This is a genomic window from Mycetocola sp. CAN_C7 (assembly GCF_015752285.1).
GTDB lineage: Bacteria > Actinomycetota > Actinomycetes > Actinomycetales > Microbacteriaceae > Mycetocola_A.
The window spans coordinates 236,219-251,361 of the sequence record NZ_JADOUY010000005.1 but is presented as its reverse complement, the minus strand read 5'-3'; the positions used below and the strand labels follow the sequence as shown (position 1 = coordinate 251,361).

Annotated in this window: 15 protein-coding genes; 8 read left to right on the top strand and 7 right to left on the bottom strand. The window is 67.2% G+C overall.

Annotation, left to right across the window (positions count from 1 at the left end):
* Nucleotides 1–74 precede the first annotated feature (74 nt).
* Nucleotides 75–800: a phosphotransferase gene (locus IWX78_RS12950; RefSeq protein ID WP_196833952.1), complete on the bottom strand. Its 726-nt coding sequence runs from the start codon at nt 798–800 to the stop codon at nt 75–77.
* A gap of 2 nt (nt 801–802) precedes the next feature.
* On the bottom strand, nt 803–1,570 hold the full coding sequence (locus IWX78_RS12945) for an SDR family NAD(P)-dependent oxidoreductase (protein WP_196833951.1): 768 nt from the start codon (nt 1,568–1,570) through the stop codon (nt 803–805).
* A gap of 128 nt (nt 1,571–1,698) precedes the next feature.
* On the opposite strand from IWX78_RS12945, the gene IWX78_RS12940 reads away from it, so the two are divergent.
* The 7 genes from IWX78_RS12940 (at nt 1,699) to IWX78_RS12910 (ending at nt 8,887) form a co-directional block, all read left to right on the top strand.
* Entirely contained in the window at nt 1,699–3,024 is a 1,326-nt protein-coding gene (locus tag IWX78_RS12940; protein WP_196833950.1) for a bifunctional o-acetylhomoserine/o-acetylserine sulfhydrylase, read from the top strand.
* Nucleotides 3,025–3,110: 86 nt separating this feature from the next.
* Nucleotides 3,111–4,058 (top strand): oxygenase MpaB family protein, encoded by a 948-nt coding sequence (locus IWX78_RS12935; protein ID WP_196833949.1) that lies wholly within the window; start codon nt 3,111–3,113, stop codon nt 4,056–4,058.
* A gap of 108 nt (nt 4,059–4,166) precedes the next feature.
* The gene (gene metX, locus IWX78_RS12930; RefSeq protein WP_196833948.1) at nt 4,167–5,399 is read left to right on the top strand and encodes a homoserine O-acetyltransferase MetX; all 1,233 of its coding nucleotides are present in this window, start codon (nt 4,167–4,169) and stop codon (nt 5,397–5,399) included.
* Between the two features lie 74 nt (nt 5,400–5,473).
* Nucleotides 5,474–6,670 carry a sensor histidine kinase gene (locus IWX78_RS12925; protein ID WP_196833947.1) on the top strand — a complete coding sequence of 399 codons (1,197 nt, stop codon included), beginning with the start codon at nt 5,474–5,476 and terminating at the stop codon, nt 6,668–6,670.
* Nucleotides 6,667–7,851 carry a hypothetical protein gene (locus tag IWX78_RS12920; protein WP_196833946.1) on the top strand — a complete coding sequence of 395 codons (1,185 nt, stop codon included), beginning with the start codon at nt 6,667–6,669 and terminating at the stop codon, nt 7,849–7,851. The genes IWX78_RS12925 and IWX78_RS12920 overlap by 4 nt, the downstream gene beginning before the upstream one ends.
* Nucleotides 7,852–7,878: 27 nt before the next feature.
* Nucleotides 7,879–8,526: a LuxR C-terminal-related transcriptional regulator gene (locus tag IWX78_RS12915; protein ID WP_196833945.1), complete on the top strand. Its 648-nt coding sequence runs from the start codon at nt 7,879–7,881 to the stop codon at nt 8,524–8,526.
* Nucleotides 8,527–8,581: 55 nt separating this feature from the next.
* Nucleotides 8,582–8,887: a thiamine-binding protein gene (locus IWX78_RS12910; protein ID WP_196833944.1), complete on the top strand. Its 306-nt coding sequence runs from the start codon at nt 8,582–8,584 to the stop codon at nt 8,885–8,887.
* Here IWX78_RS12910 and IWX78_RS12905 read toward each other — a convergent pair.
* The 5 genes from IWX78_RS12905 to IWX78_RS12885 form a co-directional block, all read right to left on the bottom strand.
* On the bottom strand, nt 8,827–10,098 hold the full coding sequence (locus IWX78_RS12905; protein WP_196833943.1) for a glycosyltransferase 87 family protein: 1,272 nt from the start codon (nt 10,096–10,098) through the stop codon (nt 8,827–8,829). The two genes, IWX78_RS12910 and IWX78_RS12905, sit on opposite strands and share 61 nt — an antisense overlap.
* 35 nt (nt 10,099–10,133) lie before the next feature.
* Nucleotides 10,134–11,627: a ferredoxin--NADP reductase gene (locus IWX78_RS12900; RefSeq protein WP_196833942.1), complete on the bottom strand. Its 1,494-nt coding sequence runs from the start codon at nt 11,625–11,627 to the stop codon at nt 10,134–10,136.
* Complete coding sequence (locus IWX78_RS12895) at nt 11,624–12,499, bottom strand: FAD:protein FMN transferase (RefSeq protein WP_196833941.1); 876 nt, start codon at nt 12,497–12,499, stop codon at nt 11,624–11,626. Before IWX78_RS12895 ends, IWX78_RS12900 begins: the two co-directional genes overlap by 4 nt.
* Nucleotides 12,489–12,932 (bottom strand): FMN-binding protein, encoded by a 444-nt coding sequence (locus IWX78_RS12890; protein ID WP_196833940.1) that lies wholly within the window; start codon nt 12,930–12,932, stop codon nt 12,489–12,491. Before IWX78_RS12890 ends, IWX78_RS12895 begins: the two co-directional genes overlap by 11 nt.
* 116 nt (nt 12,933–13,048) lie before the next feature.
* Entirely contained in the window at nt 13,049–13,900 is an 852-nt protein-coding gene (locus tag IWX78_RS12885) for an ADP-dependent NAD(P)H-hydrate dehydratase (RefSeq protein ID WP_334684731.1), read from the bottom strand.
* A 151-nt stretch (nt 13,901–14,051) separates the two neighbouring features.
* Between IWX78_RS12885 and IWX78_RS12880 the strand changes: the two genes are divergently transcribed.
* Nucleotides 14,052–15,134, top strand: coding sequence for an NADH:flavin oxidoreductase/NADH oxidase (locus tag IWX78_RS12880; protein ID WP_196833939.1), 1,083 nt, complete (start codon nt 14,052–14,054; stop codon nt 15,132–15,134).
* The last annotated feature ends 9 nt before the right edge of the window (nt 15,135–15,143 follow it).

Below are 15,143 nucleotides of genomic sequence, written 5' to 3'. Positions count from 1 at the left end.
CGTTCTCCTGAATTTGGAGCAATTTCCTGAATTTGGAGCAATTTGCTGCGGGGAACGGATGCTCCAGGGGCGGGCTAGAGCAGCGTGCGCAGGTGGTGTGCGTCCCGTTCGTACGCGACAGCTTCCGCGCGCAGGTGCGGTTTGAACAACTGATCGGCCATCTTCACCGAGAACTCGGCCAGGTCGAGCAGCCGGGTCACAGCCACGCGGATCACGTCGTCCCACGTCGCGTCCGACCCGTACGCCTCGAGGATGAGCTCGACCCTCCTGCGCATCTGATCCTGCCCAGGAGCCCCGACGGGAGTGTCAGCGGTCAGCGGGCAGGCGCGGGTGGCGAAGTAGGCGATGTCCCAGAGGCGAGGCCCCGGCGAGCACATGTCGAAATCGATCGCCCCGGTGATTGCGCCCTCGTCATTGAAGGCGAGATTGTGCGGGGAGAAATCGTTGTGGCAGATCACCTCGGACGGGACCTTCGTCGTCGACTGCCAGACGGCATCGTCGACGCTGAAGCCGATGGAGGCGTCGTGCAGTTGCCGGAGCTTCGTCGCCCCATCGACAAGTACCGAATCGTCCCAGACGAACGAAGGCAGCGGGTACAACGGAACGGTGCCCTCGATGTAGCTGAGAATCTCGACACCGTCGACGATGTCGAGAGGGGTCGGTGCCCAGGTCACGCCGTTCCTCGCCAGATAGCGCAGGTACCGGTGGACGGTCGGCGACCACGGCCCCGCACCCCGATGAACGGTGTCACCGACCCGGCGCACCGCATTCATGTTGCCGCCGGGGAGCGAGCCGTCCACGGTCAGCCCTGCTTCATCGTCAACGGGCCCCGAATCACCTTGTGCGGCGCGGCCTGCGCAACCGGCTTCACCGTGATCGAGTCGATGTTCACGTGGGCGGGGAGCTCGACGGCGTGCACGATGGCCTCGGCGATGTCGTCGGCGCTCAGCGGATCGGGGACGTTGTCGTAGACGGCATCCGCCCTGGACTGGTCTCCCCCGAACCGCACGAGTGAGAACTCGTCGGTGCGCACCATGCCAGGCGCCACTTCGATCACCCGGATGGGTTCGCCTGCTAGCTCGAGCCGCAGGACCTGCAGCAGGGCCCTCTGGGCGAACTTCGCCGCGTTGTATCCGCCGCCACCCTCGTACGCCACCGAACCGGCGATCGACGTGATGCCGACGATCGACGCGGCGTCCGCCTGCCGCAGGATCGGGAGCAGCGCAGAGATCACCCTCTTCGTTCCGAGCACATTGATGTCGTACATCCGCGCCCAGTCGTCGGTGTCGCTCGACTCGACCGAGTCCATACCGAACGCACCGCCGGCATTGCTGACGAGTGCAGTCGCCCCACCGGATGCCGCGACCTCGTCACGCAGACGGTCGACGTCTGCCTGCACGGTGAGATCGGCGACGACAACGGATGCCCCGGTATCGGCGGCGAGCGCCTCCAGCCGGTCAGCACGTCGGGCGACGCCAACGACATCCCATCCGCGAGAACGGAACAGCCGCACGGTGGCGGCCCCGATCCCTGAACTGGCTCCGGTCACGACCACGCGTTGTGCACTCATGAGACCAGCCTAGGCGGGCCGCGTTACGCCATATTTCCGGCCCCATTGAGTTGGCGGCGCATCGTGCATAGCGTGAGGGCAACGATCTTCGACGTAACCTTCCACCCGACCCGAAACGAGGGGCTATCATGGCCGATTCCGACGCCAACTGGCAGTTCGAAACCAAGCAGATCCACTCCGGCGCAGCGCCCGATCCAACGACGAAGGCCCGCGCGACGCCGATCTACCAGACCACGAGCTACGTGTTCGACAGCGCAGAGCACGCGAAGAACCTCTTCGCCCTCGCCGAGTTCGGCAACATCTACACGCGCATCCAGAATCCGACGCAGGCCGTCGTCGAGGAGCGCGTCGCTGCGCTCGAAGGGGGCACAGGCGCCCTCCTGCTCGCCTCAGGGCAGGCCGCATCCACCGCAGCGGTCCTCAACATCGCGCAGGCAGGCGATCACATCGTCTCGTCGTCGTCGATCTACGGCGGAACCTACAACCTGTTCAAGTACACCCTCGCCAAGCTCGGCATCGAGACGACCTTCGTCGAGGATCAGGACGACTCAGACGAGTGGCACCGGGCGATCCGCCCGAACACGAAAGCGTTCTTCGCCGAGACCATCGGCAACCCGCGCATCAACATCCTCGACATCGGACTGGTGTCGAGCATCGCGCATGAGGCCGGCATCCCCCTTATCGTCGACAACACGATCGCGACGCCGTATCTCATCCGCCCGTTCGACCACGGCGCAGACATCATCGTGCACTCCGCCACCAAATTCCTCGGCGGACACGGCACCGTCATCGGCGGCGTCATCGTCGATGGCGGCACCTTCGAATGGTCGAAGAACGTCGAGAAGTTCCCCGGCCTCACCGAACCGGACCCCTCGTACCACGGCGCGAGCTACACCACCGCCGTCGGAGACGGGCTCGCCTACATCATCAAGGCCCGGGTGCAGCTGCTCCGCGACCTCGGTGCCGCGATCGCCCCGGCGAGTGCATGGCAGCTCATCCAGGGCATCGAAACGCTGTCCCTCCGCATCGAGCGTCACGTGCAGAACGCGCAGGAGATCGCCGAGTGGCTCGACAACCACCCCGACATCGCCAGCGTCAACTACTCAGGCCTCCCGTCGAGCCCCTGGTACGCGGCCGCCAACAAGTACGCACCGAAGGGTGTCGGCGCCGTACTCAGCTTCGAACTCAAGGGCGGCGTCGACGCCGGGCGGGAACTCGTCAACACGCTGAGCCTGTTCTCGCACCTCGCGAACATCGGAGACGTGCGCTCACTCGTCATCCACCCGGCATCGACGACCCACTCACAGCTCACCCCCGAGCAGCAGCTCACGACGGGCGTCACCCCCGGCCTGGTGCGCCTCTCGGTCGGGCTGGAGAACGTCGCCGACCTCAAGGCGGACCTCGAGCAGGGACTCGCGGCCGCTCGCGCCGTGGTCGTCGCTGCCCGGGGGTAGCCCCAGGAAACACGTTCGGCACCATCCTGTGGCGGCCCCTGTGGCCGCCACAGGAATGTTCACAGGTCACGGGTTACGCTCGGGCAATGAGCAGGTTCACCGACAGCTGGCGTTCGCACCTGCTCACCACCCTGTCCGGGTCGAGCGACGGTCGCCCGCAGTGGGTCGACCGCATCGAAGAGGGAACCGACGAGGGATTCTTCGGCCCGGACTCGGCCGCATGGGCTGTTCACGGTGGACTCGCCACGATGGTCGCCGGCATCCGGGCTCTGCTCCTCCAGACGTTGCACCCCGGGGCGATGGCCGGAGTCCACGACTGGTCGAGGTACCGGGAGGATCCGCTCGGTCGTCTCTCGGGCACCATCCAATGGCTCATCACCGTGACCTTCGCCGACAGGGCGACCGCCGCACGCGAGTCTGCCCGGGTCGGCCGTTTCCATGAGCGCGTGACCGGCACATACACCGACAATGACGGCCGCGTCCACGACTACGCCGCGGGCGACCCCGACCTCCTGCACTGGGTCCACATCGTCTTCACCGACTCGTTCCTCGCCTCCCATCTGCTCTGGGAGGCGCCGATTCCTGGCGGTCCGGATGCCTACGTGCGTGAGTGGGCCCAGGCCGGCCGACTGGTCGGAGTGCCGGATCCTCCTCTCTCCCACCGTGATCTCCTCGACGGGCTCGCCGCCTATCGGAATGCCGGCGTCCTGCAATACGACGAACGGGTCGCCGAAGCGGTGCGCTTCATCCGCAACCCGCCGCTGCGACGTTCCATGATGCCCGCGTACCGGATCATGTTTGCCGGGGCTGTTGCATCCATTCCACGGGAGTACCGGGCGTTGCTCGGGCTGCGTCGATCCCCTCTCCCTGTCGTCGCCGCGACCGGGCTGGTGCTGCGCGCGGTGCGCGGCATCCTCGGTGGATCCTCGACGTCTGAGCAGGCCGCCAGACGCCGGATCGAGCGACTGCCTGCTGACCGTTCTGACACGGGTTCCCCCGCAGACGACCGGGCACGCCGACCGAAGGACAACTGACCCGGACGACGGATGCCACCCTGCGGCCCCCGCACCCATCCACCGCCGAACCACCCGCTTCCCTGTAACACAGGCACGACGGGCACCGTCAGCAGACAGAATGGATGCATGGACTGGCAGACACCCGAGGACACGGTCCCGTCGAGCTTCATCACCGAAGACCTCGCGCGGCACCTCCTCGGCAAGCCGCCAGCAACAGGAGCCTGGCGTGACGGTGATCCGGCAGGATCGCGGACCTTCGCCGAGCTCGGTTCGTTCGACTTCGAGAGCGGCGGCCACCTGCCTCACCTGCGCCTGGCCTATGAAACCCACGGCACCCTGAACGCCGAACGCGACAATGCCGTGCTCATTCCGCACGCCCTCACCGGCGACAGTCATGTTCGGGGCGAGGCCGGGAACGGCCACGCGACCGCCGGCTGGTGGGGTGCGATGGTCGGCCCGGGTCTCGCCATCGACACGGACGAGTGGTTCGTCGTCACACCCAACATGCTCGGCGGCTGCCAGGGCTCGACGGGGCCGGCGTCGTTCGCCCCTGACGGGGTCGAGTGGGGCGCCCGGTTCCCGTACACGACCATCAGGGACCAGGTCACCGCGCAGGCCCTCCTCGCCGACACCCTCGGGATCGACTGCTGGGCCGCGGTCGTCGGCGGTTCCGTCGGCGGGATGCACGCTCTCGAGTGGGCGGTCACGTTTCCTGAGCGTGTCGCCCGGCTTGCCGTGCTCGCCGCTCCCCCGCACACGACAGCAGACCAGATCGCCCTCAATTCGGTGCAGATCGAAGCGATCCGTATGGATCCCCAGTTCGCCGGCGGCTCGTACTATGACGCCCAGGACGGCGACGGCCCGCACCGGGGGCTCGCTCTCGCCCGGCGGATGGCCCTGCTCAATTACCGCAGCCCGTCAGAACTCAACACCCGGTTCGGCCGCACCTGGCAGTCAGCGATCAGCCCCCAGGGCGACGGGGGCCGTTTCGCGGTCGAGTCATACATCGACTTCCACGGCAACAAATTCACCAGGCGGTTCGACGCGAACAGTTACATCACCCTCGTCGAGGCGATGAACTCACACGACATCGGACGCGACAGGGGCGGAATCGACGCCGCGCTCGCCCGCGTGACCGCGACGACACTCGTGCTCGGCATCGACTCCGACCGGTTGTTCCCCCTCGAGGGACAGGAGACGATCGCCCGTGGCATCCGTTCGAACATCGACGGATCAGTGCCTGCTGTCATCACCTCCGACTACGGGCACGACGGGTTCCTCATCGAGTCCGAGGCGGTCAGCGCCCATCTGGGCCGGCTTCTCGAGTCCGCCGACCGGCGGGCCGCTTCCGTCTCCTGACCCGGTCGTCGTTCTAGACTGCTGCACATGACCGGCCGTGACAACGATGCGCGAGCCATCAGGGGGGTGCCATCGTGACCCCCTCACGGCTGAGCCCGGAGGAACGGGACCGGTTCTCGTGGCAGCTTGCGCGCCTGCTCTACCGGACCACCCGCCTGTTCGGTCTGACCGGAACCGCAGTCGCCGCCATCTGCGTGTCGATGCCGGACGCCATGACGCTGCCGAACACCCTTGTCTGCCTGGCCCTGCTCTCCGCCCTCGCCACGACGCAGCTCTTGATGACCCACCGCCCGAATCCGCTCTGGATGATCTTCTCTTTCTCGATCGGGCTCTGTGTCATCGCCGCCGTGTACATGCCCGCGAACGGGCAGCTGAACGTCGCGACCGGCAGCGCGATCGCGGCGGTCGGCGCCTGGGGCATCGGATCGATGGCAACCGTTCTCGTCTCCTCCTGGGGTCAGCTGATCTGCCTCGTCCTGGCTTTCGCTGCGACGGTGGCGTACCTCCTGGTCCTGTCCATCGGCAACAACCCGCGAACCAGTGCACTTCTCGTGTTCGTGCTCTGCGGCTGGGCGATCTCGATCCTGTTCGGAACCTGGCTCCGGTCCAGCTTCCCCCGCGTGATGCGCCGCATCTCGAGTATCGGCCGCGCCCACAACGTCGAGCGGCGCGCGAGTGAGACCGAGGCGCAACGGCACCGTGACGCGCGGCTGCTGCACGACACCGTCCTCGCCACCCTCACACTGCTGGCGCACTCCGGCGTCGGGGTTCCGGATGCCGCTCTCCGCTCGCAGGCGGAATCAGACGGTCTCCTGCTCAAACGACTGCGTCTCGGCGAGACGCCGCAGCCTCGGTCCTCGGGCGAGTACACCCTCACCAACACGGCCGAACTCGCCCTCGGCGGCACGCTCGAAGCGCTGCGGGGGCGGTTCAACTCGATGGGACTCGACATCGACTGGCATGGCTCGGGTCAGATCGGGCTGCCAGGAGCCAAACTCGAGGCGTTCATTCTCGCCCTCTCCGAGTGCCTGGAGAACGTGCGCAGACACTCGGGGGTGACGGACGCCCACGTCACGCTGAGCGACGACGGATCGATCGTCCGCGGGGTGGTGACGGATGCCGGGAGCGGCTTCGATCCGGCCACCGTTCCGCACGGAAAGCTCGGGTTCGCCGACTCCGTCGTTGCTCGTGTCCGTGACGCGGGTGGGAGCGTCCGCGTGTTCAGCGCACCGAGTGCAGGCACCACCGTCGTTCTGGAGATGCCGAAATGACCGACACACGCGACAGGTCAGACCGGCCGGACCGGACGGCATCCGCCCGCGCCACGTTGGGCACCAGCCAGCTCGGTGCGTCGCTGACGATCGCCGGCGGGGTGGTGCTCTTCAACGGGCTGTGGCGATACAGCCTGCACGTGACCGAATATCCGCAACCGATGCTCGCCGCGAGCGCGTGGCTGCTGCTCGTCACCGCATCCATCATCACCGTGCTCACTGTCCGCGCGAACGGGTACAGGCTCGGTGACCTTCCATTCACGCTTCTTCTGCTCTGCCTGGGAATCGTGGTCGTCCTCGACCTCGCAGCCGTCTCTCGCGCGGGTGTCGACGGCCTGTATCCGACGGCGGCGATCGGCGTCGGTGGCGTCCTCCTCGCCGTCGTGACACTCCATTCGACCTGGGACGTGGCTCTCGCAGCCGGGCTGCTCGGTGTCGCCATCGCCGTCACATTCATCAGCAACCCCGACGTCGACACGCTGAACGCGGGGACCGAAGTACTCCTGACCAGCTTCGCGGTCATGCCTCCGCTCATCGCCTGCATCATCGTCAGTTCCTACCGGCGCATGGTGCTCATGGCCCTCGACCGTGTGCTCATCCAGTCGACGGTCATGGCCCCGGCGTTCGGGGTGAGCATGCTCGAATCTGAGGAACTGGCCAGCGTCGACCTCGAGGTCGAGCAGCTCTTCGACGACATCGCCTCCGGGCGCGAACCGCTCCCCCTCGAGCCGGACCGCGCCGAGCGGGCGGGCGAACTCTCGACGGTGCTGCGGCGGCATCTCATCGCCGGTCGCAACTACACCTGGCTGCACCACGCCATCGCCGAGTCCGATTTTCTGTCGGTATCGGTGGAGTTGCGCGACGACCAGGCCCTCGCCGCCCTGCTCGACCAGCGCCAGCGCGACGGCCTGCTCTCCGCACTCTGGCTGATGATGTACGGCGAGCAGCGCACGGCGCGCAACGCGATCGTCACCCTCGGTCCGTCGGTAGCGACGAGCGGTCCCGGCTCGCCCCGACTGCGGTTCCCGATCCAGATCGAGGCGCGCGGGATGCGGCGCGTCGACGTCGAACCGGCCACGTGGCAGCACTTGAGCCGCGCAGGGCGCTATGTTGATACCACGACGCCACGGGCGCTCATGGTCGTCATCGAGTGCACGGTCGACAGTCCGATCGATCGATAGACACGGGCGTGAAGAGGGGAAAACTACATGAGCAGCGCGGATAATCCGATTCGATTGGCCATCGTCGACGATCACAAAATGCTTCTCGGGGCGTTGACCGAATGGATCAGAGGCGCAGCCACCGACATCACCATGGTCGCGGCCCTCCCGACCTGGCCTGAGCTTCTCACCCACTCCGAGTTCCCCGTCGACGTCGTCCTCCTCGACCTCGACCTCAAAGACAACATCCCGGTGTCGCTCAAGCTGTCGATCCTCAAGACCACCGGTGTCAAGACCGTGCTGATGAGCACGTACTCAGACCCAGCGGTCGTGCGTGAGGCCCTCGCCTCCGGTGCCCTCGGTTACCTCGTGAAGACCGAAGACCCGACCATGATCGTCGAAGCCATCCGGTCTGCGTACGCCGGGGAGTCCTTCATCTCTCACGAACTCGACATCGCTCTCAACGCGACAACCACCGGGTCGCCGAAGCTCAGCGCGCAGGAGCGCCGGGTGATGGCGTTGTACGCGGCGGGCGAACCGGTCAAGAGCGTCGCATACGAGCTCGGCATCTCCGAGGAGACCGCGAAGAGTTACCTCAAGCGCATCCGCGAGAAATACCGTGCGTCGGGCTTCGACGTCGGAACGAAGGTTGCCCTCCGCAAGCGCGCCATTCTCGACGGCATCATCCTCGACTGATGCACCGCGGTCCGATTCCCGCACGCTGACCGCCTGCGGGTGGCAGGATGAGTCCATGCTCGTCTCTTTCTCCGTCGCCCCATCCGGTACCGGTCGCGCCGACGCCTCCGTTCACGACGCCGTCGCTGCCGCCGTGCGGATCGTCCGCGAGTCCGGCCTGCCCAACCACACCGATGCCATGTTCACCACGATCGAGGGGGACTGGGACGACGTGTTCGACGTGATCAAACGGGCGACGGATGCCGTTGGCCGTTACGGTTCGCGCGTTTCGCTCGTACTCAAGGCAGACATCCGGCCGGGCTACTCCGGTGAACTCACCGCCAAGGTCGACCGGCTCGAGGCCGCGCTCGACGAGGACTGACGCGCCGATCTGCCCGCACGCCAGACGTCGAACAACGCCCAGCCGAGCAGCACACACAGCCCGATGTTCCTCAGGGTGAGAACCGCGACCATGCCTGGCGCAGCAGACAACAACCATCCGTACAGATACGGGTAGAGAAGCTGGGTCAGGGCGGCCAATGCCAACGCGATTCCGGCCGGCCAGGCGAATGCCCTCCCCCGCCAGAGGATGCCGGCGATCACCGGTGCGATGAGCCAGGTCTGGAACTGCGGTGACCCGACCTTGTTGACGACGATGAGCACGAGCACGAGGGCGAGAGCCAGGGATGGGAACAGCCGGAGTTCGGATGCCCCGCGTTGCACCGCGAGGAGACCGACGCAGACCGTTCCCGCGACGGCGACGACAAGGAGCGGAGTCATAACGGCGATGGCCGCCTCGATTCCCGGTCCGGCGACCTGGAAAGTCAGGATCGACTGGTCGTAGTAGATCGCCGTACCAGGGACCCTGGCGGAGACCATCCACAGATACGCCGTCGACACCGGCGCTTCGATCTGCAATCCGCGACCGGTCTGCTCGGTCACGAAAGCGAACAGATGGCGCCAGCCGCCGAGCAGAACGACCACAGACGCGATGACCGCGCTCGTGGCCACGCCCGCCAGCAGGATGGAGAGCCGGGAGCGCGCCGAGACCAGAAGCGCGCCGACCAGGGCAGCGGGCCACACCTTCATCCAGGTGGCGACGGCGAGCACAACACCGGCGACGAACGGATGCCGCCCAACGAGCAGCACAGCGACGATCGCGATCGGCACGGTGATCGAGTCGATCCTGGCGAGGGCGATCGGGCCGAGAAGAGCGGTGAACGCCAGCCACCACCAGGCCGCCGCCTGCCGCCTGCGCGTCGGGCGGGAGCCGAGCAGCAGGGCGAATGCGGCGGAGTTGAACAGGGTGACGAGTGCGAGCCAGACCGGACCGTAGGCATCCGGGCCGAATCCCATCGCCGCGAGCATCGGGAGAATCGCGGCCACCGGGTACACCCAGCCGGTGGTGACGCCGACGACCGGTCCGCCGGAGAGCGCCCGCTCGATCCAGGGACGGTAGACGAGCGTGACGTCACCGAGGGGCAGCCCGACAGCCAGCTCGCCGATACCGGTTCCTGGAAGGCCGAGGCAAATCCAGGCCAGGGAAGCGTGAACGACGGCGAACGCCCCCCAGATACCGATTCCCCTGCCCACCGCCTCATCCTAGGCGGGCTCGACTGTCGGCAGCCTCAGTACCCGGAGAAGTAGTCGGTCTTCGCCCGACGACCGAGAGCCGGCCGAAGCTCGTCGACGAGGCCAGGAGGTCCGGAGATCAGCGCGGCCCGTTCGCGCAGATCGCCGACCGCACCGGCGAGCCGGGCGGCGGTGAGCCGACCGGGGCCGAGGTAGGCCCAGCCGGTGGGCAGAACGTCGGGAGGCTCAGGAGCCGTGAGGAAGACGGGCACACCGAGCAGTTCGAGCTCGGTGCGATACGCGATCTCCTCCGGGGCCGACACCGCATACACGAGCACGATGTCCCTGGCCTGGCCGCGTCGGTGCAGGTCCGCGATCTGGCTTACGAACGGTGTGATTCCGATCCCTGCGGCCACGAACAGCACGGGGACCGTCGGGTCGCTCGGCAGCGTGAAATCTCCCCACACGCCGGTGGCGCGGATGGTGTGACCGGGTTCCACCCGCGCCAGGGCCGCCTTGAAACTGCTGCCGGGGTCGTTCTCGCGGTAGGCGACGGCGACGGTCCGGTCTGCAGGGGCCGTCGCGATGCTGAACATCCGTCGATCGCCCCTGGCATCCGCACCACGGTGTGGCACCGTCAACTCCAGGTATTGCCCGGCGGCGAAGCGCAGTGCGCTCTCGGGGCGGAACCGCAGTTCGACGGCCGTCGGAGTGAGCCGCGTCCGCGATTCGAGCACCAGACGGATGCCGCGACGCTGTCCAGCAACGAACGCCAGCAGGTTCCCGGCAACGAGAGCGAGTTCCGGCGTCGAGAAGATCGGACCGATCTCATACGGAAGCGCGAAGAGAACGCCGACGAGAGCAGCTTCGATAACCTGCTGCCACCGGCGCGGAGGGAGAGTGAGCGGTTCGGTCAGCATGAAGGCGGCGAAGAAGATCACCGGGTACGACGTGAACGACGTGGTGATGGCTGCGGCCAGTGACATGTCGTTGTCGATCAGTCGCGGCACGATCGAACCGACACCGACGACGATGAAAGTGCCTGCGAGAAGGAATCGCCTGGTTCGGTAGAGAACGAGGACGGCAGCCGCGACGACGACGGGGAGGAGAGCGGTGCTGCCGATCCACCACCAGGAGACACCGATCCCGGTGATGCCGACGACGACGGCCCCGAACGCGGCCGGATTGACGATGTGCCTGCCGCGAACGGCCACGAGATACTTCGACAGCGTCGCAACGAGAGCGGCGACCGCCGTGCCAAGCAGATCGAGCGGCTCGATGCTGGGGCGGAAGATGAAGAAGAGCAGGAGACCGGTGATCACCCCGGACTCGGTGTGTGGCGTGGCGCCGAACAGCAGTGCGACGAGCCGGTTCGACCCCACGCTGACCCCGACAGCGACGACGAGGCCGGCGGCCAGTTCGAGCGGGCTGAAGAACAGGATGCCTGTCGCAGAGAGGATCAGGCTGACGATCGCCAGGAGAATGAGCCAGAGCGTCACCAGCCGGTACATCGTGACGCGGCCGATGGCGATGTCGAAGCGGCGTTTCATCGGAACAACTCCCCGGGGAATCCGGGCGATCGTTCGATCCGCCCGTCGCTGAAGATGCGAACGCCCTCCGCGCCGAACTCTGAGGCCAACGCCGCAGGCGCGGCGAAGAACAGGGCGGTCGCGACGCCGTCTGCGGTCGCCGTGTCGTCAGCGAGCGCCCAGGTGGCGACGACCTGATCGACGGGCTCTCCCGTGCGGCCGTCGATCACGTGGTGGAGCCCGTCACCCCACGTGCGCCGATTCGTCGCCGATGCGCACAGTGACCCCTCGGTGAGGGTGACGACGCCGACTGCCCTGGCCGGGTCGTACGGGTGTTCAAGGGCGACACGGATCGGAGCACCACGGTGGGCGATGTCACCAGAAGCGTCGACGGTGAAGGTCGTGTGGCCTGCGGTTGTGAGCAGGGCGGCCACGACGTCGACGAGGTACCCCTTCCCCGCCGCACCGATGTCGATCGTCACCGGGACCGTCGTCGTCAGCGTCGTCCCGTCGAGTACAGCGATGTCTGCCCAGGCGGGAGCGCCCCTGCGGGGTCCCCGCTCCGGGACCAGCGAGTACGAGGCGTCGTAACCCAGCCGCTCGAGCGCGTCGCCGACGAGGGGCGACACCGCGCCGGATGTCGCGCCACCGAGCCTGCTGTACAGGGCGAAGAGAGCAGGGGCATCCTCCCCCAGGTCCACGCTGCCAGCCGCGCGGGCGAACGCGGAGACCACGGAATCCTCCCGGAATCGAGACCAGGTCTGGTCGAAGACACCGATGCGTGCGTCGATGGCGGCGACGAGGTCTGCGCTGATCGGGGCAGCCGAGTCGATCTGCCAGCGGGTGCCGATCGCCTCGAAGCCGATGGCGGACCCGGCTGGCTCAGCTGGCATCGTTCCTGATCTGCTCGATTGCAGCGTTGAACCCGCCGCTGGTGAGCGACGATCCGGCGACCTTGGAGACGTTCAGCTCATCGATGTCCTGGCCGACGGCGATCTCGGTGATGCCGTCGATGAACTCGCCCTGGAACCGCTCGGCGTTGGGGCTTCCGCCTGAGCCGGTCACCTCGAGGTCGGTGACGGTGCCCTCGGTGAGGGTGAGGGTCACCGTGACGGATTCCTCGCCACCCGGCGACGAATAGTCGCCGGTCGCGGTGTACTCGCCATCCGTGTACTCCGTGTCCGTCGCCGGTGATTCTGCCGGCGTATCCGCCGACCCTGACGTGTCGTCGGCCGCTGAGCCGGACGCCGTGCACCCGGCCAGCCCCCCGATCACGGCGATGCCGGCCAGTGCGGTTGCGACGTTCTGCCTCGTTCGGGTCTGCATCTCATGTCCTTTTTCTCGGGGAGGTCTGCGGCGATCCGGCCTGGGACCGTGCGGCCACGCTAGCGCTCCACCCGGAACCGAATATTTGCGCCGCCTGTGAGCCCCCTGTGAAACGGTCAGGCCCGTGAACTGCCGAGCAGCCGCCTCACGGCATCCGGCACACGCTCAGCGATGTCCATGGCGACGATCGGTCCCCCACGGGAAGCGAGCGAAGCGGCAAGCCCGTGGATCACCGCGGCCGTTGCGGCCAGTCGCGCCGGTGCGCCTGGCTCCTGAACCTCAGTGGAGTGCGTGGCGAGGAGAGCACCCAGGATGCCGGCGAGAACGTCACCGGCGCCCGCCGTCGCGGTCCAGGGCGGAGCGAGAGACACCGACACCTGCGGGCCGTCCGGTTCTGCCACCCAGGTCGTGCCGCCCTTGAGGAGCACGGTCACGCCGAGAAGGTTCGCTGCTCTCGCCGCCCACCGGTCAGGGGCAGCAGCGATGTCTGCCGGAGCAACTTCTGTGCCCGCCGCCCCGAGCATCCGAGCCAGTTCCCGGTGATGGGGCGTGACGATCACTCCCGCCCGTGGGGCGCGGGCGACGGATTCGAGCGCACCGGCATCGGCCACGACCGGTAGACGGGACGCGAGGGCATCGGAGAAGAGCGTGTCGAGCAGTCCCAGGTCCTGTGAGTCCGTTCCCGATCCGATCAGCCACGCCTGCACCCGACCGGGTGCCGAGATCACCTCGGGCCTGCGGGCGAGAACCTGGTCGGTGGCGTCGCCGAGGTATCGGATCATGCCGAGACCGGTGCGTGCGGCGGCCTCCACCCCGAGAACCGCCGCACCGGGGTAGACGCTGGAACCGGTGACGACACCGAGGACACCCCTGCTGTACTTGTCGCTCACGGCGGTGGGAACGGCGATGAAGGCCGCAGCATCCTGCTCGCCCCACGGCATCCACGTGCTTCCGGAAATTTTCTCCATACCTTCACGATAGGTTGAAGAGGCACAGAAGGACGGTATTCATGAGCATCCTGCTCTCCGACCCGACGATCGCGGTCACAGACGACACGACGGGCGGCCGCGATACCGCCACCAGCAGCAGGACGGCGTACCCGTCCGGGAAGTATTGATCATGCCCGCACTTTTCGAGCCGCTGATCCTGCGGTCGCTCACCCTGCGCAACCGGCTGTGGATCGCCCCGATGTGCCAGTATTCCGTCGGAGCCATGGACGGCGTTCCCACCGACTGGCACCTCGTGCACCTCGGCCAGTTCGCCATCGGCGGGGCAGGACTCGTTGTCACCGAAGCGACGGCCGTGTCACCCGACGGCCGGATCTCCCCGCAGGACACGGGCATCTGGACCGACGAGCAGGCCGACGCCTGGGCCAGGACTGTACGGTTCATTCGTGCACAGGGGGCCGCCGCCGGCATCCAGCTCGGTCACGCCGGACGCAAGGCTTCGACGTTCGCGCCGTGGGGGACCGACCAACGCGGCAGCGTTCCTGTGGAGCAGGGTGGCTGGCCGACCGTCGGTCCGACTTCAGACCCGTTCGATGACTTCGAGGCCCCGACTGCTCTCGACGAGGCCGGGATCGACGCCGTCGTGACCGCATTCGGTGAGGCGGCCACCCGGGCGGTGTCTGCCGGATTCGATGTGGTGGAGATCCATGCGGCACACGGTTACCTGCTGCATCAGTTCCTGTCCCCGCTCGTGAACACGCGAACGGATGCCTACGGCGGATCTCTCGAAAACCGCGCCAGGCTTCTCCTCCGCGTGGTCGACGAGGTGCGTTCGGCGATCGGAGACGTGGTCCTGATGGTCCGGTTCTCGGCCACGGACTGGGTCGACGGCGGCTGGAACGAGGTCGACACAGCGACAGTGGCCGGCTGGGCCGCCACTGCTGGTGTCGACTTCTTCGACATCTCGACCGGCGGCGCCGTTCCCGGCGTCCACATCCCGCTGTCGTCCGGCTACCAGGTGCCGTTCGCCTCCCATGTCAAGGACAACGCACACGTCCTCGTGTCAGCGGTCGGCCTCATCACCGACGCGTCCGAAGCGGAAGACATCGTTCGGTCGGGCAGGGCGGATGCCGTCATGATCGCCCGTGAAGCGCTCAGGGATCCGCACTTCCCCCTGCGTGCCGCTGCCCTGTTCGGGATCGATGATCTCGCCCCGAGCCAGTACGGCCGAGCACCGTATCGCGCGACGGACTGAGGCATTCAT